The organism is Ramlibacter sp. (assembly GCF_035655895.1).
GTDB lineage: Bacteria > Pseudomonadota > Gammaproteobacteria > Burkholderiales > Burkholderiaceae_C > Ramlibacter.
On the sequence record NZ_DASRTN010000006.1, the window covers coordinates 853,382 to 872,800 of the forward strand.

Here is a 19,419-nt window from a genome sequence, read left to right on the forward strand (position 1 = left end):
GCGCCTTACTTGGCGGCCGTCTTGCCGAACTTCTTGAAGAACTTGTCCACGCGGCCGCCCATGTCGTTGACCGACTTCTGGGTGCCCGTGTAGAACGGGTGCGACTCGCTCGAGGTGTCGAGCTTGAACAGCGGCAGCTCGCGGCCGTCGTCGGCCTTGCCCATTTCCTTGGTGTTCACGCAGGAACGGGTGACGAACTTGAAGCCGTTCGACAGGTCGACGAACAGGACGTCGCGGTAGTTGGGGTGGATGCCTTCTTTGGCCATGGTGCGATCCTTTGGGAGTCGGTGCGGGAGCCGGTCCGGACACGCGCAGACGCCGTCTGCGCATCGGGAATGTCGGGGCTACTTTCCGCGAAACCGGCGATTATAGCGAAGCGCGGGCTTCAGCCGCCGCGGCGCATCATGTCGAAGAACTCGACGTTGGTCTTGGTGGCCTTCATCGACTTGAGCACCATCTCCATCGCTTCGATCTCGTCCATGTTGTACATGAACTGGCGCAGGATGCGGGTCTTCTGCAGGATTTCGGGCGCGAGCAGCAGCTCCTCGCGGCGGGTGCCGCTGCGATTGAGCTGGATGGAGGGGAACACGCGTTTCTCGTACAGGCGGCGATCCAGGTGGATCTCGCTGTTGCCGGTTCCCTTGAACTCCTCGAAAATCACTTCGTCCATGCGCGAGCCGGTGTCGATCAGGGCCGTGGCGATGATGGTCAGCGAGCCGCCTTCCTCGACGTTGCGCGCCGCGCCCAGGAAGCGCTTGGGGCGCTGCAGCGCGTTGGCGTCGACGCCGCCGGTCAGCACCTTGCCGGACGAGGGCACGACGTTGTTGTAGGCGCGGGCCAGGCGGGTGATCGAGTCCAGCAGGATCACCACGTCCTTCTTCAGTTCGACCAGCCGCTTGGCGCGCTCGATCACCATCTCGGCGACGTGCACATGGCGCGCCGCCGGCTCGTCGAAGGTGGAGGCAATCACCTCGGCCTTCACCGAGCGCTGCATCTCGGTCACTTCCTCGGGACGCTCGTCGACCAGCAGCACCATCATGTGGCTGTCGGGATAGTTGGCCGAGATGGCGTGCGCCATGTGCTGCATCATCACCGTCTTGCCGCTCTTGGGCGGGGCCACCAGCAGTGCCCGCTGGCCCTTGCCGATCGGCGCGATGATGTCGATGACGCGGCCGGTGATGTTCTCCTCGCCCTTGAACGCGTCCCTCTCCAGCTTCATCTGTTCCTTGGGGAACAGCGGCGTGAGGTTCTCGAACATCACCTTGTGCTTGTTCTGCTCGGGCGGCCCGCCGTTGACCTGGTCGAGCTTGGTCAGCGCGAAGTAGCGCTCGCCGTCCTTGGGCGTGCGGACTTCGCCCTCGATCATGTCGCCGGTGTGCAGGTTGAACCGGCGCACCTGCGAAGGCGAGATGTAGATGTCGTCAGTGCTGGCCGTGTAGCTCGTGTCCGGGCTGCGCAGGAAGCCGAAGCCGTCGGGCAGGATTTCCAGCACGCCATCCGCGAAGACCTGCTCGCCCGCCCGCGCCCGCTTCTTGATGATGGCGAACATCAGCTCCTGCTTGCGCATGCGGCCGGTGTTCTCGATCTCCAGCTCTTCGGCTTGCTTGAGGACTTCGGAGACGTGGAGCGCCTTGAGTTCGTTTAAGTGCATGGCTCGACTGCGGTGGATGCACCCCTGGTGGGGTCTTGTCTTTGTGGGTCGGCTGGGGGAGGTCTCGCGCGCAGGCGGGAGGCGCCTTGCGGACCGGGGGATCGGACTGGACCGCCGGCGTGGCAGTTCAGCGATTGCGGGGAATTATGCAATAAATCGCGGCTGGGTGGCCGCGGGGCGGGGCGCGTGGCGCGCCCCGGGCCTGGTCAGGCCAGCTGCTGGTCGATGAAGGCGGTGAGCTGCGCCTTGCTCATCGCGCCGACCTTGGTGGCGGCCAGCTGGCCGCCCTTGAACAGCATGAGCGTCGGGATGCCGCGGATGCCGAACTTGGCGGGGATGTCGCGGTTCTCGTCCACGTTCATCTTGGCGATCTGCAGCTTGTCCTTGTACGAGGCCGAGACTTCGTCGAGGATGGGCGCGATCATCTTGCAGGGACCGCACCACTCGGCCCAGTAGTCCACCAGCACCGGCTTGTCGGCCTGCAGGACGTCGGACTCGAAACTGGCGTCGGAGATGTGCTTGATCAGGTCGCTGGCCATGGGATCCTTTCCTTTCGCGCGGGCAAACGATGCCGGTACAGTCGGGGCATTGTGACAGAAACCAAGTGCCCTCACCGCGAGCGGGCGGGTGGGCAGATGCTATGGATGTGATAGCGCCAGACCATCGGGCGGCGCAGCTCTGGCGGGAGCTGCTGGGTCAAGTCGAGGCCCAGCTGCAGGCCCGTGGCGCGCACCCCTCGCGCACCGTCGTCCTGCTTCCGTACGCGCAGCTCATGCCGGTCGCGCGACGTGCCTGGGCCGCGCTGCATCCGGCCGGCTTCGCCCCCCGGTTCGAGACCAGCATGAACTGGGCGGCCCGGCTCGGCCATGTCGTCGGCAGCGACGACCTGTCCTTCGACATGGGCCGCGACCTGCTCACCGCGCGTGACTGGCTCGAGCGCGCCGGCCTCGGCGCGCGGTCCGGGCTGCTCGCCGGCCGGCTCGTGGAAGCGGCGTGGCAGGCGGCGTCGGCCGCCGCCGCCGTGCCGCCCGCGCAGCGTGCCGAGTGGGCGGCCGGCGCCCGTGCGGCCGTGTCCGCAGGCCTCGACTCGCCAGTGCTCGCCCTGGAAGCCGCGGTGGCCCGCATCGCCGTCGAATGGGCGGCCGCCAGCCGGCATGCGAGCGACCGCCTCTTCGACGCGGTGCGTGCGCTGGACCTGCTGGTGGTCTGCGAAGGCTTCCAGGCCGATCCGCTGGCGCAGGCCCTGGCCGCGCTCGCAGGCGAGAAGTCCGCCCAGCTGCCGCTCGACCGGCGTTCGGAGATGGGGCAGCTCGCGCTGCACGAGGCGCCGGATCCCGACCAGGAAGCCGAGCTGGCCGCTGCCTGCGTGCTGCGCCAGCTGGCGGCGGGGCATGCACCAGTGGCGCTCGCGGCGGTCGACCGCGTGCTCACGCGGCGGGTCCGGGCGCTGCTCGGCGTGCGCGGCGTCGCGGTGCGCGACGAAACCGGCTGGAAGCTGTCCACCACGCGGGCGGCCGCGCACGTGATGGGCGCGTTGCGGGCCTGCGCCTGGCAGGCCTCCAGCGACGCGGTGCTCGACTGGCTGAAGAATGCCCCGGCCGTCGCGCCCGGCACGGTGCTGGCGCTGGAGCGGCGCATCCGCCGGCAGGGCCTGCGCGACTGGGCCGATGCGAGCCGGCTGGGCGGTGGCGAGGGTGGCTGGGCACTGCTCGTCTCCCAGGCCGACCGCTGGCGCGAGGCGCTGCGCCAGCCGCGTCCGCTGCCGCAGTGGCAACAGGCGCTGCGCGACCTGCTGCAGGACACTGGACACTGGCCCCTGCTGCAGGCCGACGACGCCGGCCGCCAGGTGCTCGAGGTGCTGGGCCTGTCCGAGGAGGCGCAGCTCGCGTGGAGCGGGTTGCCGCAGGCGGGCAGGCGGCTGTCGCCCTCCGAATTCGCCTCCTGGGTCGACGATTCCCTCGAGGCCGGCAGCTTCGTGCCGCCCGCCACGGCCGAGGCGCAGGTGGTCATCCTTCCGTTCAACCAATTGCTGGCGCGCGACTTCTGGGCGCTGGTGCTTCCCGGCTGCGACGAGGTGCGGCTGCCGCTCTCGCCCGAGCCGCCCGGTGCCTGGACCGCCAGCCAGCGCGCGGCTCTCGGCCTGCCCTCGCGCGAGATGCTGGAGCAGGAGCGCCGGGCCGGCTGGCGCCACGCACTGCAGCTGCCGCGGGTGGACATCCTGTGGCGCCGCACCGACGAGACGGGCGAGGCCGTGCTGCCCAGCCCGCTGGTCGAGGCCCTGCGGCTGCAGCAGGCGCCCCCCACCGGGGCGGACCCGCGCGAGCCGCGCCCGCTGGCACTCCATGCGGTGCCGCGGCCGGACATCCGGGCGCCGGGCCTGCCGGTCACCCGGCTGTCGGCCAGCGCATACGAGGACCTGCGGCGCTGCCCCTACCGGTTCTTCGCGCTGCGCCAGCTCGGGCTCCAGGAGGCGGCCGAGATCGACGTCGAGGTCGACAAGCGAGACTTCGGCAACTGGCTGCACCAGGTGCTGCGCGCGTTCCACGAGCAGCTGCAGGCCGAGCCCTCGGCCGACCGCGCCGCGCTGCTCGACGACTGCGCCGAGCAGGCCACGGCCGGCCTGGCGTTGGCCGGCGGCGAGTTCCTGCCCTTTGCCGCGGCCTGGCCCCAGGTGCGCGACGGCTATCTCGCCTGGCTGCGCGAGCACGAGGCCAAGGGCGGCACCTTCTCGTCGGCCGAGACCGAGCACGAGATGCCCCTGGGCAGCGTGCAGCTGGTCGGCCGCATCGACCGCATCGACAGGCTGGCGGACGGCCGCCGCGTGGTGATCGACTACAAGACCGAGGGACTGGACGCGACCCGCGAGCGCGTGCGGATCCCGCAGGAGGACACGCAGCTGGCCTTCTACGCGGCGCTGCTGGACGACGACAGCCTCTGCGCCGCCTATGTCAACGTGGGCGAGCGGGGGCTCACCCGCACCGTCGAACATCCGGACGTGGCCGACACGCGCGACGCGCTGGTGGCCGGCATCCTGGACGACATGCGCCGCATCGCCGAAGGCGTGCTGCTGCCGGCGCTGGGCGAGGGGCGCGCCTGCGAGTTCTGCGCCGCGCGCGGCCTGTGCCGCCGGGACTTCTGGCATGACTGACGCGCCGCTGGCCTACGAGATCAACGGCGAGCGTGCGGACGCCGGCCGCTTCTACGCCGTCGCCTGCGATCCGCGTCGCAGCGTCGCCGTCGAGGCCTGCGCCGGTGCGGGCAAGACCTGGATGCTGGTCTCGCGCATCCTGCGCGCGCTGCTCGACGGCGCGGAACCGCACGAGATCCTGGCGATCACCTTCACCAAGAAGGCCGCCGGCGAGATGCGCGAGCGCCTGCAGCACTGGCTGGCCGATTTCGCCGGCTGCGCGCCCGAGCGGCTGGGGCAGGCGCTGCTCGAACGCGGGGTGCCGCCCTCGCAGGTGCCGGCGCTCCGGGAGCCCTTGCGCACGCTGCACGCGCGCCTGCTCGAGGCCGGGCGGGGCGTGCAGATCCGCACCTTCCACAGCTGGTTCGCGGCGCTGCTGCGCAACGCGCCGCTCGCCACGCTTGAGCAGCTGGGGCTGCCGGCGCGCCATACCCTGCTCGAGGACGACAGTGAGGCGATCGGCAAGGTCTGGCGGCGCTTCCACGTGGCCGTGCACCTGGACGCCGCCGCGCGCGCCGATTTCGAGGCCAGCGTCGCCGTGCACGGCCGCTCCGGCACCCGCAAGGCTCTGGAGTCGGCCCTGTCCAAGCGGGTGGAGTTCGTGCTGGCCGAGCAGGCCGGCGTCGTGCAGGCCTCGGTGCAGCCCTTCGGCGTCCTGCATCCGGCGCTCGCCGGGCTGGAGCGGCCGGAGCAGGCCTTGTCGGGCGACGTGGCCAGGGCGCGCTGGCTGGCCCGTGCCCGCGAACTCGGCGCGCAGGACAACAAGACGCCGCGCAAGGCGGCCGACGCGATCGTGTCGGCGTTCGAAGCCGACGACCTGGCCGAGCGGCTGTCGCTGCTGCGCAAGGGGTTCTTCGTCGCCAGCGAGGACCGGCTCACGCAGCATCTCGCCAGGGTTGCCGCCGCGCAGGACGCCGAGCCCGAACTCCAGCTGCTGTGCCGCGCCTGTGCCCAGCACGAAGCCTGGCTGCACCACCAGCGGATGGCCAGGCTGTCCCGCCTCCTGCTGGCCGAGTTCGCGGCGCTCAAGCGCGAGGAGGGCTGGGTCGACATGGCCGACGTGGAACAGGCAGCCCACCGGCTGCTGTCCGACGAGGTGCTGGCCGGCTGGGTCCAGGAGCGGCTCGATGCGCGGGTGCGCCACCTGCTGGTCGACGAATTCCAGGACACCAATCCGCTGCAATGGCAGGCGCTGCACGCATGGCTGAGCGGTTATGCCGGCGCGGGCGGCAACGCGCCCAGCGTGTTCATCGTCGGCGATCCCAAGCAGAGCATCTACCGCTTCCGACGGGCCGAGCCGCAGGTGTTCGCCGCGGCCCAGCGCTTCGTGGTCGAAGGCCTGGGCGGCGACCGTCTGAGCTGCGACCACACGCGGCGCAACGCGCCACAGGTGCTGGACGCGGTCAATCAGGTCATGGGCGCCGCGCAGCAGGCCGGCGAGTACCAGGGCTTCCGTCCGCACAGCACGGCCTCGTCGGATGACGGCCGGCTGCTGCGCCTGCCGAGCATCCCGCGCCCGTCGGAAGCCCGCCAGGAGGGTGGTGCCGGGCAGGATGCGGTGGACTGGCGCGACAGCCTGCTCATCCCGCGCGAGTTGCCCGAGGAGCGGCTGGTCACCCTCGAGTGCCGCCAGGCCGCCCGCTGGCTGGCGTCGCGCGTCGCGCAGGGCCTGCGCCCGGGTGAGATCCTGGTGCTGGCCCGGCGGCGCGACCGGCTGGCAGCCATGGAAGACGAGCTGCGCACCTTGCGCATCCCGGCGCAGCAGCCGGAGAAGACCGATCTGTGCGAGATGCCGGAGGTGCAGGACGTCGCCGCGCTGCTGGACGTGCTGGTCTCGCCGACGCACGACCTCTCGCTGGCGCGGGCCATCAAGTCGCCGCTGCTCGGCCTGGGCGACGAGGCGCTGGTGGCGCTGGCCACGCGAGCGCGCCAGCGGCAGGCCGAAGGCGCGCCGCGTCCCTGGCTGGAGCTGCTGCAGCGCGAGGCCGGCTGGCCCGAGCCACTGGCCGCGGCGGGAGTGGCGCTGGCCCGCTGGCAGCAGTGGGTGGGGCGCTTGCCGCCGCACGATGCGCTCAATGCCATCTTTCACGACGGTGACGTGCTCGCCCGCTATGCGCAGGCCACCCCGCCGGCGCTGCGCGCATCGACGCTCGCCAACCTGCGCGCGCTGCTGGGTGCGGCGCTGCAGCTGGACGGCGGACGCTATGCCACGCCGTACGCCTTCGTGCGCGCGCTGAAGTCGGGCCGGCTGCCCGGGCCCGCTCTGGCCGAGGACGGCGCGGTGCGCCTGCTCACCGTGCATGGCGCCAAGGGGCTGGAGGCGCCGCTGGTGCTGCTGCTCGACACCGACGCCCCGGCAGCCCGCGCCGAGACGATGGGCGTGCTGGTCGACTGGCCCGGCGAAGCCGCCGCGCCCCGCCGCTTCAGCTTCATCGCCAGCGAGACCCGTCCGCCGGGCTGCAATGCCGACGCGCTCGCGCAGGAGCAGGACGCCCGTCGGCGCGAGGAACTCAACGCCCTGTACGTGGCAATGACGCGTGCCCGGCGCGAGCTGGTCGTCTCCAGCGTCGAGCCGCGCACGCCGGCGGCGGGCAGCTGGTGGCAGCGCCTGTCGCTGCACTGCGAGCCGGTCGAGCCGGGCGCGATCGCCGGGCCGGCCACGATCGCGGTGCCGGACACGGCCGTCGCCCAGGCCACGGATCGCCGTGGGCCGCCGGGCACGTTCCTGCTGCGCGTCGTCCCGCCGGCGCCCGCGCGGGCAGCCGCGGCCGGGTCCGCCACGCGGCAGGCCGAGGCTGCGGCAGGCTCCGAGGCCTCGCGTGTCGGTGAACTGCTCCACCGCCTGCTGGAGCTGCATGGCGCCGGTGCCGGGCAGGTCGACCCGCTGCGGCTGGCGGCGCTCGGCCGGACGTTCGGCGTGGATGCCGATGGCCAGCGCCAGGCCCGCGCGATGGCGGGCCGCATTGCCACCGGCGAAGGCGCCTGGGCGTGGGATCCGGCGCACGTGGCCTGGGCGGCCGACGAGGTCGAACTGGTGCACGAGGGCGAGGTGCTGCGCCTGGACCGGCTGGTGCAGCGCCGCGACGGCGGCTGGTGGGTGCTGGACTACAAGTCGGCCGCCCGCCCGCAGCTCGATCCCGTCTTGCGCGAGCAGCTGCGCCGCTACGCGCGGGCGGTCGCCGCGGCCTCGCCGGGCGCGCCCGTGACCTGCGCCTTTCTCACCGGCGAGGGCCGGCTGGTCCGTCTCGACGCCTGAGGCGCAGCGGCGGCGGCCGCCGCGTCAGAACTGGTTGCGGTAGTACAGCGTGGGACCGCCGTTGGCCCGGCGCAGGCCGATGCGCGCCCCGCTGTCCAGCTGCACGCCCAGGGCGCCCTTCAGGTCCACCAGCAGGTGGCGCTGGCTGGAGAACTTCAGCTCCGCCCGGGCGCCGTAGACCGTGCCCTCCCGCTGCTGGACCAGGGCCAGCGCGTCGTTCTGCGCCGCCGTGCGCCGCCAGGCGGTGATGTCCACTCGGTAGGGGCCCGGCAGCGGCTGCCGCCAGGTGACGCCGAGGTCCATGCCGCCGCCAGGCGCCGACGTGGGCAGCGGCGGGGAGAGAGACAACGCCAGCCGCTGCACGAGCAGCATCGTGTCCGGCGCGGCTCCCATCATGGATGTTGCGCTCTCCTGCGACCATGCCGACCCCGACAGCCATCCGGTGGCGGCCAGCACTGCTGCTGCCGCCCGCCGACGCCGCTGACGCAAACCGACGCTCACCCTGCACGCCGTACCGCCCATGACCATCTCCCTGCTTCTTCACGGCAGTGTGGGAAAGATGCACAGGCTCGGCTGTGGGACGGCGCCGGCGTCGCATGTCGGCTGCCGCCATCGCGGAGAATCGGACCCGTGATCTCATCCTCAGCGCAACCCGGCCCGGCCTTGCCACGGGCGCGGGCCCGCTACGGCCTGGGCACCTATCTGGCGTTCGCGTTCTCGCTGCTGTCGGTTCTCGTGACGGCGGTCCTGGTGCTCGTGAGCGAGCGCATCGCCAGCCAGCAGGTCCGTTCCTCGATCGGCAGCAACCTGGCCGAGCTCGCGAGCCAGACCACGACCCGGCTCGACCGGTCGATGCACGAGCGGCACCGTGAAACCCAGCTGGTGGCCCAGCGGCTCTCCCGCGTGGCCGACCCGGCCCAGGTGCGCGTCGAGCTCGATTCGCTGCAGCAGACCTACCCGCACTACGCCTGGATCGGTCTGGCCGACCCGGCAGGGAAGGTGAAGGTCGCCACCGGCGGGGTCCTCGCAGGGGCCGACGTGTCCGGCCGGCCGTGGTTCCGCCACGCCCGCGACGGGGTGACCGTCGGCGACGTGCATGACGCGGTGCTGCTGGCCAAGCTGCTGCCCAATCCGAGCGGCGAGCCCATGCGCTTCGTCGACCTGGCGTTCAAGGTCCCCCGCGAGGGGCGCGAGCCCGACATCCTGGGCGTGCACCTGTCCTGGGCCTGGGCGCGCGACATCAACAACGCGGTGTTCATGCCCTTCGAACGGGCGCGGCGGGTCGAGGCCCTGATCGTCTCGCGCGACGGCTCGGTGCTGCTGGGGCCGGCCGGCACCGAAGGCCGCAAGCTGGACCTGCGCAGCCTCCAGCAGGCGACCCGGGGGACCGGCTACGTGTCCGAGCGGTGGCCGGACGGCAAGGACTACCTGGTGGGCTATAGCCATGACCAGGGCTTCGAGAGCTACCCGGGCCTGGGCTGGCGGGTGCTGGTGCGACAGGAGCTCGCGACCGCCTATGCGCCGGTGCGCAGCCTGCAGCTGCACCTCCTGGGCTGGGGGCTGGCCGTCGCCGTGCTGTTCTCGCTGCTCGGGCTGCTGGCGGCGCGGCTGGTCACGCGGCCGCTGAAGGACCTGGCATCGGCCGCGCGCGAACTGGAAGCCGGCGGCGCACGCCCGGTCCTGGAGGCCGAGCCCTACCTCGAAGTGGCCCAGCTGGGCGAGGCGCTGGATTCCCTGGTGCGCAACCTGCAGCACAAGGAAGGCGCACTGCGCGAGCTCAATGCGTCGCTCGAGCGCCGCGTCGAGGAGCGGACCGCCGCCCTGCGCGAGACGTTCGAGCATGTCCGCGCGAACGAGCAGCGGATCCACACCATCCTGGAGTCCGCACCCGACCCGTTCATCGGCGTCGACTTCCAGGGCCGGATCACGGACTGGAACACGCCGGCGCAGGAGCTGTTCGGCTGGACCCGGGAGGAGGTCGTCGGCCGCCTGCTGGGCGATGCGTTGATTCCGGCCCGGTTCCGCCCGGCGTTCGAGATGGCATTGCAGCAGTTCCGGGCCAGCGGCCAGCTGCCGATGGCCGGGCGCACCATCCAGCGGCTGGTGGTGGACCGCGCCGGCCGCGAGATCCCGGTCGAGATGCGCGTCGGCCTGATCGAATCCGGCCACCTGCAGCTGCTGTGCGCGTTCATGCACGACGTGTCCGAGCGCCGCGCCGTCGACCGCCTCAAGAGCGAGTTCGTCTCGACCGTCTCGCACGAGCTGCGCACGCCGCTCACCGCGGTCTTCGGCGCGCTCAGGCTGCTGGCCAACGGCGTCGGCGGCACGCTGCCGGCGCAGGGCCGCCAGCTGCTGGAGATGTCGACCCGCAGCTGCGAGCGGCTGATCCGCCTGATCAACGACGTGCTCGACGTGGAGCGCATCGAATCGGGCCGCCTCGAACTGCGGCCCGAGCGGCTGAACCTGCAGGCCGTGGTGGAACGCGCGATGCACGACACCCAGGCCTATGCCGACAACCTGGGCGTGCGCGTCCAGCTGGACACGCGCGCCGAAGCCTGGGTGGAGGCGGACGCCGATCGGATCATCCAGGTCGTGGTCAACCTGCTGTCGAACGCGGCCAAGTTCTCGCCGCGCGGCGACGAGGTCCGCATCGCCCTGGACGTGCACCAGGGGCGCGCCCGCGTGGCGGTGCAGGACCATGGGCCCGGCATCCCCGCCGAGTTCCGCTCGCGCATCTTCGACCGCTTCGCGCAAGCCGACTCGAGCGACCGCCGCGAAAAGGGCGGGACGGGCCTGGGACTGAACATCTGCCGCAGCATCGTGCAGGCGCACGGCGGCACCATCGGCTTCGAGAGCGAGCCGGGAGTGCGCACCGAGTTCTACTTCGAGCTGCCGCTGGCCCGCGAGCAGGCCGACGCGACGCGGTCGCTCGACGCAGCCTGACGGCCGGCCTGCCGCTCAGGGCAGGAAGGGCGGCGAGAGCAGCCGCAGGCCGATCGAGAACCAGCGTTCCCGCCCGCCCGCGCCGATGCGGTCGCCCACGGTCGCATCGACCTGCATGCGGTCCTGCACGATCCAGTGGCGCAGGCCGGCCTGGTAGAACGGGCGGCCGCGGTCCTGCGCGAAGGTCTCGCCGACCAGCCAGTTGCGCTGGCTGATCTGGCCTTCGAGCGCGAGTCCGCCGGTGACGACGTTCCGGCGCAGGCTGCCCTCGCGCCGCATGCCCACGTTGAGATGGCCGAACAGCTGCTCGCCATGCAGCTTGACGCTGGCCGGAACGTAGAAGTAGGGCTCGGTCACGCGGTCCTCGGGCCGATCGACCACGCCCACTGCCGTGCCCCAGGCCCAGGTGCCCGCCTCCAGGGTGCGCCACAGCGTCTTGGCCTGCAGCACCCGGTCGGTGTGGGCGGTGTGGCCGTCGGCATGCTGCCAGCTGCCGCCGGCGGTCAGTTCGGCGCCGCCGACGTTGCAGCCGGGCTGGGCCCACAGCTCCACGCGTCCGTCGCGGTTGTGCCGCGCCCAGGATTCGAGCTGGCACGACCTGGCATCCACCACCCGCGCATCGTCGGTGACCATGGGACGGGCAGCGTGGGCGGGGACGGCCCAGGCACAAGCAAGCAGGCAGGCCGCGCCGAGCGCGGAGAAAAGCGTGGGACAACGCGGGTGGCTCATCGGCATCCCCGGATGCTACGGGAAGGGCAGAGCGAACCGGCCGGCCATGCGGTGCTTCGGGCTGCGGCGTGGACGCGTCGCAACGAATCGACCGGTGCAGGAGGCGGGAGCCTCGACGCCGCGGACGTCCCGGGCCCGGCGACCAAACCCAGCCGCGGCGCGGCGTCAATGGACGCCTCGACCGGTGCAGGTCGCGCGAAGCGCTCCATGGCGCCCGGCTGGTCGACGAAAAGGGGAAGTTGAAGGGGAAGTTGACGAGCCTTACCCCCGGCACTGGCTCCACAGTTAGGGCTGCTTGGTTCCCCACCTGACCCGGTTGGAAGGCGCTCTGCGCCTTGCGCTCCGCGCTCCGCCTACCGTCAACTTCTTCCTGCTGGTCACGGCAGGTGACACAGTAGGTGATACAGGCCGGGCACTATCGAGACGATCCACAAGACTTTGAAAGCTGGCGCTCCCCTACAGCGGACGCACGGACGGAGTCTCCTGCTGACGCGGCTGTGGATGTCGCTGCTACGGTTGACGCTGAAACACAAGAGAAACCCGAGTCTCCGCCGACGGATTTTCCAGTGCCGAATGCGGGCTCTGTCACCCACCGCACCGCCACGCAGCAAAGCTTCCTGGCTCTGGCGACACGCTCGCGGAAGCTATCGAGCGATCTCTACATGCGTGCGCTGATCTATATATTCTTTGGCGTGCTGATTGCGTTCTGGGCTGGTATTTTTCTATCTTGAAACCACGGTCCGAGGCGCGCAACCTTCGGCCTCCCCGACCACGGCCATTCTCAACATGCTGCCGAAGTTCGGCATCCTCTTCTTCTTTGAGTTGTCGACGGACCGGGAGCTACTAAGGGATAGCGTAGCAATCAAGTAGCGATGCACGATTGCGCAGGAGTAGGTGGGGCGCACTCCCCATGTGGACCAAGCGGACGACCCCCCGGGCCTAGAGTCTCATGATCGGGACTCCTGGCGAGCGCTGCCAACACAACTTCTCAGCTGGCGGGCTGACCACGCGAATCGATTTCCAATGCGGCCAATATCCACTTCCGTTCGAATGGCGTGAGGGAACCCGACTTTGTTATAGCCAATCGCGCCAGCTTTTGCGTGAGTCCCTTTCGGTCCTCTCCATTATGGAACCTCTCTGAGATCTGAATCGGTATGCCTTCTTCATCCAGATTCTTAAGTTCTTCGGCTTTGAACCACCTGCTGAGGCCCTGCAAAAACACGCTGTAGTCTGCTCTCGGCAGTTGCTGTTTAACGAAGACCTCTACGACGGCAAACCACTGCGGAAGACCATACTCGCACGCCCGCAGGAATTTGAAAATATTGTCGTGCGCTTCAGCTTTTCCTTGGTATCGCTGGTCGTAGTTGCGCAGAAAGTCTTTCATCGACCGCGTCAGCCTCAATGTGTTGATGAAATAAGTTAGCGCCTTCGGTGTAAACGCCCCGAAGTCGCTCGCACGTTTTATTTTGCAGATGACTTCCAAAACTGCTTGGATCTGCCCGTAACCCGGATAACCCGCCCACCCGAGCGGCTGGCCATCGGCGAGCGCTTTCGCAACATGTTCTTTCAACGCAAGCGCATTGTCCAGACCTATGGACGCGGCAAGACGTAGACCAGCAGCGTCGAGATTCAACGCGATCTTAAGTGCCGCGACTCGCGAGTCCACTTTCTTGGTCGTATCAACTTCATCCAAATGCACTACGTAGTCGTCGGGTGCGTCGTCTTCATCGGCGAACAATGTCGGCGAAACGTCTTTCGTTTGAGCGTCAGGCGGGCTGTTGAAAAGAAATACGCGCCCAACGTGGTGTTCACCGAGTCTGCCAGCCCGACCCTTGATGTTCGAGAAGGTGAAGAAGTCGTAGTCGGAGCGGTTAATCTCCTTATCATAGATGAGGACCGTCTTCGCCGCGGTATTTACCCCCTCAATCAGCGTCGAAGTACAAAACAGGACCGGGAGATCTGAATTATTGAAGAGGCGGACCATGTGTGATGCGATCGCCCGAGGTATTCGCCCGTGATGGATGCCGAACCCGTACTTCACTGTCTCTACCAGCGCCCATCCAGAACCTACATTTTCGGCTAGCCACTTAGAGAATTCGGTCCCGCTATCTGAGACAGCCATCTGTGAAGCAGCAAACGATGAGAGGCGGTTAACCTTGTCCGGCGATGAGACGAATACCAGCGCGGGCCAGTTGTTGTCCGCTGCGATTTCTTCGAGAAGGCGCTCCTGTTTGTCTTTGACCCCTTTCAGGTCATAGGTGTCTACCGCCACAGTTGAGAAGCGCGTCTTGAGGAAGTCGAATTTCCAACGCCCGTCTGCTGAGAAGTGAACGCCGTCGATATTCGGTCCCAAAAAAAAGAACTGTTTCGAGCGACTCAGTAGTTTGAAGACTGCTGCGTTCAACGTCACGCTGCGGTCATCCCTGCGTTCTGGATCCAATTTATAGAACTCGTCCACAACGGTCAGGTCGAGTCGGCCGAGATCTTCACGATTGATCAGTCTCTCTTGTGTTCCCAGGAAGATGACCCGCTCGCCTGTAGCGGCAGTCTCCGAAGGGTGCATGATGACTTCGAAATGCTCCGCAAATCTGCGGCGCAAGCGTCTTCTGAATTCATCAAGTAAAGCGATGGTCGGCAAGACTATCGCCACGCGATTGTATTTGCCTGATGCGAGCAAGGCGTCTACGAGGAGGCTCTTCCCAAAGCTAGTCGGGGCGCTAAGAATTAAATTTCGTCCCTCTAAGAGGTCATTGAGCGCGGCGATCTGTTCTCGGTGCAGCGTGACCCCGCCCAATTCAGGCACGGTGACAGCCTCTGCCAAGATGACATCAGAGATGTCAGCCTTACTTTTGTCAATGTAGTTCCAGAGCCCGGTGGCCCTGGCTAGTGAGCTGAACGCCTCTCCGAACGAGGTCAGCTCCGGCCGCTTGGGGATCAGTTCGGCCAACCTTGGCACCATCTCAAGGATGTTCGGGTCGTCCTGACCGGCGGCGTGTATTGCCAGCGCTGCCTCCTTGAGAAGGCCGAAGACGCGCTGCTTCAGCGCTTCCCCAGAAAGTTGTTCGATCTTAGCCCACTCGCCCTGTGCAACCTTCATGCGGCGATCCCCTTGAGCTTCTTGTCGAATGCGGCTGCCAGCGCGTCTTTTGACCCGAGCGGAACGTAGATCAGCATGACCTTGGTCTTGGAGGTTAGCCCTGAATCGACAATCTTCTTCTGCAGAGCCCGGAGTTCCTTTTCTAATAACTCAACATAGGCTTTGGTTTGACTGGTGTGCTTTTGAACAGCCTTGCTGTCGCACGCTATGCAGATGGGGAATACAGCCGCGCTGAAAAGCTTGTCGAGGCTTGTCTGGACGGAAAACAGGCTTCGAATCTCTTCGTACTGCGGAATGTCTTTCGATATTTGCGGCCCGAGGAGCAGCTTCTCGTTCTTCAGAAAGCCAGCGTCAATGTGCGTTTGCACCGACTTGATCGCAGAGGTGACTGCCTCTATGGGGTCTTTGTAAAACTTCGCCTCACCAAGCCACAGTTCGAACTCGCCGGTGTCCTTGTAAAGAACATGCACCATGTCGAAGGACTTGACTACATCATTCGAGCTGGTGAGGTAGAACACCCGAGGTGCAAATGGGATCGTGCCGAAGAAGTCTCTGCAGATCGCGTGCAGCATTATTTCCCCGACTTCTCCTCGCGCTTTGTACGCTGCGCTTTTATATACCCGCGCAGCTGCTTCTTTTAACCGCACGTACATGTTCGCGTGACTAACACGCAGTTCATCCTCGATGAGCGCATAGTCGGCGATCCACTCCATGATGTGGTCGGCGAGAGGTTCACACCTCCATTGCTTCAACTCGAATCCAGCACAGTACGCTGCCAAGCTGGGTGACTCAGACTTTGAGTCGTAAAGGCAGGCGAGAAGTCGGGCAGGAACTTGGGAATACGACTTCACAGTTGCCCGCCTGTTCGGTCGGACTTGGTGAAGGCGCGATAGAACCGTGCGCAAGACGTGTACATGACCCCCCCTTCTTTCTTGGTGGGCTGCAAGATACCGCCTGTCATCAGCGAAGCCAAGGGGGCGTGCCCCACGGCAACACCAACGGCCGTCGCGCAATGCCTCAGTTTGTGGCACCAACTCACTCGCAGCGAGTTGCATACCTAGTGATCCAATCTGATGTGGAACGCCGCCGCTTCGAGGCCGAATACACAGGCCAGCGCCACTTGCGAAGCTCGCCCGTATGCGTCCGGCCATCGGACGGCCAAGGCCGCCGTGCCGCGGTCAACGTCTTGGGCCTGCGATTCCCACGCTTCCATCCAGGCCCTGTAAGTCGCGACAACTTGGTCGGGGTCGCCCAGTGTCACCTGCAAGGCGCGGATGAACCGTACCTCTGCTGCGATCCTCTCCGGTGCGGGCAAGGCTCTGCCGTCCTCTAAAGCCACGCTATAGGTGCGCTCCACGCTGGTCTCCTGATCGATTCCTGTATGTATGTACAGTCTAGTTTCCCAATCCGAGGAGGGCAAGCTCTGCCTCGACATCAGCACACCATCGAATGCGGCTTGCCAGCGACGCTATAGGCTCGCAGCCTTGATGCACATCAGCGGCCCGATCAACGGCAAATTCATCGCGGCGTTTTCCGTCACGGGGGCGATGAACATCGCCCCTTTTGCCAAGATCACAACCTGCAGGCCGGGCTACGTTTGGGATGGCACGCCTAGATCGAACTGGATGTCCGCAGGCCCGTTCTTAGAGCCGGTGACGGCTTTAGCGATCATCATCGACTTGGCGGCCCGTGCTGTAGATGAAGGCTGCGCACCATGAGCAAGTGCATCAATGCGTACAACCTTTTACTGCAGCCGCGATGGATGGTCTTACGACGAAGCGGGCCGTTTCGGGGCGAAGCTGGCTGGTCCGGTGCGTCACGCGGGACACGGCCAAGGGCGCGATGCCGGGCGGCACGCGCGTCGTAAAGGAGCGGTCCGACCCCGGCGACCTGACCCCAACGGGACGCCGGGCGTGATTCTGGGCAGCATCCGGCACGCAGATGTGGCCGAGAACGCGATCCTTTATTTCGTTGAATGGGCCTCCAGCCCGAGGTTCGCTGTGGCGTGCTTGGGCCGCAGGCTTCGCAAGGCGCGTTGGTAAGAGCTTAGCGAGGGCCGCAACGTCACCGCGCGGTTCGGCACCCGAGTAGTGAATCGAGGGGAATCCATACGTCCGTGTAGCATTGCCTGTGGCAGCATCGCAGCTGATCAATAAAGTCTGAGAGGGGGCATGCATAAGCGTCCAGCAGAAAAGGGGGTCGCACTAGCAGATCGACTGCGGGAGGGCCGCTCGATCATTCGGCCCGTGAGCCAAGTGACTGTCAGGCTCAAAGCTAGACCGGGGGAGGACGTGTTTGCATCCACCGTCCGCACGGCACTGCAGTGGATGACGCCCAGGGCGGGACGGAAGCTCCCTGCAGCTGCATGGGAACATCAGTCGTTCGAGCTGCACGACATCGGCACTCAGCGCGCGGCGGCCGTGGCGTTGAAGGAACCCAAGTACTGGGCCGGGCGGATTGATGATGCATGCAAGGAGGTTCCGCTCAGAACATGGGTTATCGAGATAGGCATCGGAGCCGATGAAAGTGGCGATGTCCTGTTCGGAACCCGGCTAATCTGCGTTACACGCGGAGCGGATGCCCCGTTCACGCGTAGCGTGCCGAGCTTCGTTCGAAGGCTGCTGCGATCAGGAGCCGAGCTGGATCAGCGGCTTGTCGTCCAGCGACCCACGATCGTCGAGTCCAGGCAAGACGTTGACGAACTTCTGCACTTGCTGGAGGCGAAGGAGCGATCCTCGGATGTCCTGGTGTTCTCGTTACCTGAGAACTCAGATGACCCGACGACAGCGGCAGCGTCGGCCACCCTAGTAGCGGAAAAGCTGTTCGGCGTGGCTCACGTTTTCGTGATCACGGGCAAGGCCAGCTACTACTTGACCGATCGTGTGGGGCGTGAGCTTTCAGTGTTCATGCAGGCAGTCCGGATATACCGGCCCGGGTTCCATGCATGGCTTGATCAGGGCGAGCGTCATCCGCTGTTTCTTCCGAACAGAATCGCCAGCTGGGCAAATGAAGGCCCAGCTGGTTTTGAGACATGGCTGGTGGATCGGTGTCTCTGGGAGACCGTACACGGTTTAGGCCGCAACGACCGTCTACCCGCATTCAACACGGTGCGTCAGCTCGCGGCCAAAGAAGAGCGCACAACGCTTAAGGAGGCTGGGGGGTCAAACGAGGAGTTGCTGCGCCTGTTCGAGTCGGACAATGACCAGCTCAGGTCCGAGATTCAAGAGCAAAAGGACGTGTACGACGGCCTTCTCGCCGTTGCCGAGAAGCTGCGCGACGATGCGCTCCATTCGGCAGACGCGGCGAAAGCGCAAGCGTTGGAGCGGCAGCATCGACTTCGACAACTTGAACTGCGCGTTGCCGAACTTGAAGGCAATCGCGAGACGCCAATCCCCTCTACCTTCGACGGCTTCGAGGAGTGGTGCCAAGAGAATCTGCGTGGCGCTGTGGAAGTCACGGGGCGCGCGATTCAAGGCGTCAGGAAGTCTGATTTCCATGACCCCGCCTTTGTCTACAAGGTGCTGATGCTGCTGCGGGACCTATATGTACCTATGCGGGTTGACCCCAGTCCCGAAAGACGCCTGGCTTATGAAGGTGCATTGCAAGAACTGCAGCTTGAGGAAAGCGGGACCGGCGATGGTGTGAAGTACGCAGCCGACTCTTATTCAGTCCAGTACGGCGGCACGCGCCGTCCGCTGGATCGTCACTTAAAGGGCAGCAACTCTAGAGACAGGCGCTTCGGCTTCCGCTTGTACTTCTTCTGGGACGATGAGGGAGAGGTTGTCGTAGTCGGCTGGCTGCCCTCTCACCTAGACAACCGGCTGACGTGATTGCCCGGCACCTGCCACGCGTTCCGGCTGCTGCAGCCACGTTCGGAAGGCAAGGCCCGCGGCCCGATTCAGTGCGGCGAGCGGCGGGTTGCCGGTCTGCGCCTCGTAATGCGCCACCGCCCTGCCGCAGGCAGCAATGGAGTCGGCGGTGCGCGCCTTCGGCTCAACCCACTTGTCAAACACATCACGCAAGTAGACCGGCGGGACGGCGCATGCGGGCGAAGAGACGTTCGGCGCGGCGTCTAACGCTGGACGACGTGCTGCGGTCGGTGATGCACGCTGGGCATTCACCTCGCCGCGCAGGATGTCGACCCGCAGCATGATCCGCGGGCAATGGCGTCACGCTTGCTGCCTGTCCCAAGAGACAACACCACGCGACCGCTTCGGTACTGCTGCGTAGCGGGGATGGCCGAAGGGAAGAACTACACGCAGGTAGTAGCTTGGGCCACGAGAAAACAGGCCGGGCAGCGTCGTCATCAGGTCTCCACGTTGATGAACGTGGCACCCGAAGTGACACAGCAGCTGACACAAATCCGCCTGTGTTGGCGATCAAGGGCACCTAAGTGTTTGATCCACAAGGCATCTGAGGGAAGAAGTTGACGAGCCTTACCCCCGGCACTGGCTCCACAGTTAGGGCTGCTTGGTTCCCCACCTGACCCGGTTGGCCGCTTCACCATGCGGGGAGGCCCGTCACCGCCGATTGTAGGCGACTCGCGTGGCCGAGCT

The 19,419-nt window shown here is 66.7% G+C and carries 14 protein-coding genes and 1 other RNA gene; 5 read left to right on the plus strand and 10 right to left on the minus strand.

The genetic code is table 11. The features are described 5' to 3' along the window. Window positions 1-5: 5 nt before the first annotated feature. From VFE82_RS07105 to trxA, 3 genes are all read right to left on the minus strand, one after another. Window positions 6-266, minus strand: coding sequence for a type B 50S ribosomal protein L31 (locus tag VFE82_RS07105; protein WP_324999556.1), 261 nt, complete (start codon window positions 264-266; stop codon window positions 6-8). A gap of 119 nt (window positions 267-385) precedes the next feature. Beyond that, the gene (gene rho / locus VFE82_RS07110; protein WP_324999557.1) at window positions 386-1,651 is read right to left on the minus strand and encodes a transcription termination factor Rho; all 1,266 of its coding nucleotides are present in this window, start codon (window positions 1,649-1,651) and stop codon (window positions 386-388) included. Window positions 1,652-1,857: 206 nt separating this feature from the next. Beyond that, entirely contained in the window at window positions 1,858-2,190 is a 333-nt protein-coding gene (gene trxA / locus VFE82_RS07115; RefSeq protein ID WP_324999558.1) for a thioredoxin TrxA, read from the minus strand. Window positions 2,191-2,291: 101 nt separating this feature from the next. On the opposite strand from trxA, the gene VFE82_RS07120 reads away from it, so the two are divergent. Both VFE82_RS07120 and VFE82_RS07125 read left to right on the plus strand, forming a co-directional pair. Continuing rightward, complete coding sequence (locus tag VFE82_RS07120) at window positions 2,292-4,799, plus strand: PD-(D/E)XK nuclease family protein (RefSeq protein ID WP_324999559.1); 2,508 nt, start codon at window positions 2,292-2,294, stop codon at window positions 4,797-4,799. Further along, window positions 4,792-8,094, plus strand: a complete 3,303-nt coding sequence (locus VFE82_RS07125) for a UvrD-helicase domain-containing protein (protein WP_324999560.1) — start codon at window positions 4,792-4,794, stop codon at window positions 8,092-8,094. The genes VFE82_RS07120 and VFE82_RS07125 overlap by 8 nt, the downstream gene beginning before the upstream one ends. A 24-nt stretch (window positions 8,095-8,118) precedes the next feature. Here the strand turns inward: VFE82_RS07125 and VFE82_RS07130 are convergent, their stop codons facing one another. Further along, complete coding sequence (locus VFE82_RS07130; RefSeq protein WP_324999561.1) at window positions 8,119-8,490, minus strand: hypothetical protein; 372 nt, start codon at window positions 8,488-8,490, stop codon at window positions 8,119-8,121. A gap of 234 nt (window positions 8,491-8,724) precedes the next feature. On the opposite strand from VFE82_RS07130, the gene VFE82_RS07135 reads away from it, so the two are divergent. Beyond that, window positions 8,725-11,037, plus strand: coding sequence for a sensor histidine kinase (locus VFE82_RS07135; protein WP_324999562.1), 2,313 nt, complete (start codon window positions 8,725-8,727; stop codon window positions 11,035-11,037). 15 nt (window positions 11,038-11,052) lie between these two features. On the opposite strand, the gene VFE82_RS07140 is transcribed toward VFE82_RS07135, so the two are convergent. From VFE82_RS07140 to VFE82_RS07155, 4 genes are all read right to left on the minus strand, one after another. After that, window positions 11,053-11,670 (minus strand): hypothetical protein, encoded by a 618-nt coding sequence (locus VFE82_RS07140; protein ID WP_324999563.1) that lies wholly within the window; start codon window positions 11,668-11,670, stop codon window positions 11,053-11,055. Between the two features lie 1,084 nt (window positions 11,671-12,754). After that, window positions 12,755-14,863 (minus strand): DEAD/DEAH box helicase, encoded by a 2,109-nt coding sequence (locus VFE82_RS07145; RefSeq protein WP_324999564.1) that lies wholly within the window; start codon window positions 14,861-14,863, stop codon window positions 12,755-12,757. Next, window positions 14,860-16,014, minus strand: coding sequence for a DUF1837 domain-containing protein (locus VFE82_RS07150; RefSeq protein ID WP_324999565.1), 1,155 nt, complete (start codon window positions 16,012-16,014; stop codon window positions 14,860-14,862). The genes VFE82_RS07145 and VFE82_RS07150 overlap by 4 nt, the downstream gene beginning before the upstream one ends. Continuing rightward, window positions 15,921-16,220: a hypothetical protein gene (locus VFE82_RS07155; protein ID WP_324999937.1), complete on the minus strand. Its 300-nt coding sequence runs from the start codon at window positions 16,218-16,220 to the stop codon at window positions 15,921-15,923. The genes VFE82_RS07150 and VFE82_RS07155 overlap by 94 nt, the downstream gene beginning before the upstream one ends. A 28-nt stretch (window positions 16,221-16,248) precedes the next feature. Here VFE82_RS07155 and VFE82_RS07160 point away from each other — a divergent pair, with 28 nt between their 5' ends. Beyond that, complete coding sequence (locus VFE82_RS07160) at window positions 16,249-16,581, plus strand: hypothetical protein (protein ID WP_324999566.1); 333 nt, start codon at window positions 16,249-16,251, stop codon at window positions 16,579-16,581. A gap of 573 nt (window positions 16,582-17,154) precedes the next feature. Continuing rightward, a complete protein-coding gene (locus tag VFE82_RS07165) occupies window positions 17,155-18,693 on the plus strand; it encodes a hypothetical protein (protein ID WP_324999567.1) in 1,539 nt (512 codons plus the stop codon). Here VFE82_RS07165 and VFE82_RS07170 read toward each other — a convergent pair. Both VFE82_RS07170 and ffs read right to left on the minus strand, forming a co-directional pair. Further along, window positions 18,673-19,014: a hypothetical protein gene (locus VFE82_RS07170; protein WP_324999568.1), complete on the minus strand. Its 342-nt coding sequence runs from the start codon at window positions 19,012-19,014 to the stop codon at window positions 18,673-18,675. The two genes, VFE82_RS07165 and VFE82_RS07170, sit on opposite strands and share 21 nt — an antisense overlap. A 274-nt stretch (window positions 19,015-19,288) precedes the next feature. After that, an RNA gene (gene ffs / locus VFE82_RS07175) (signal recognition particle sRNA small type) lies at window positions 19,289-19,385 on the minus strand. Window positions 19,386-19,419 lie beyond the last annotated feature (34 nt).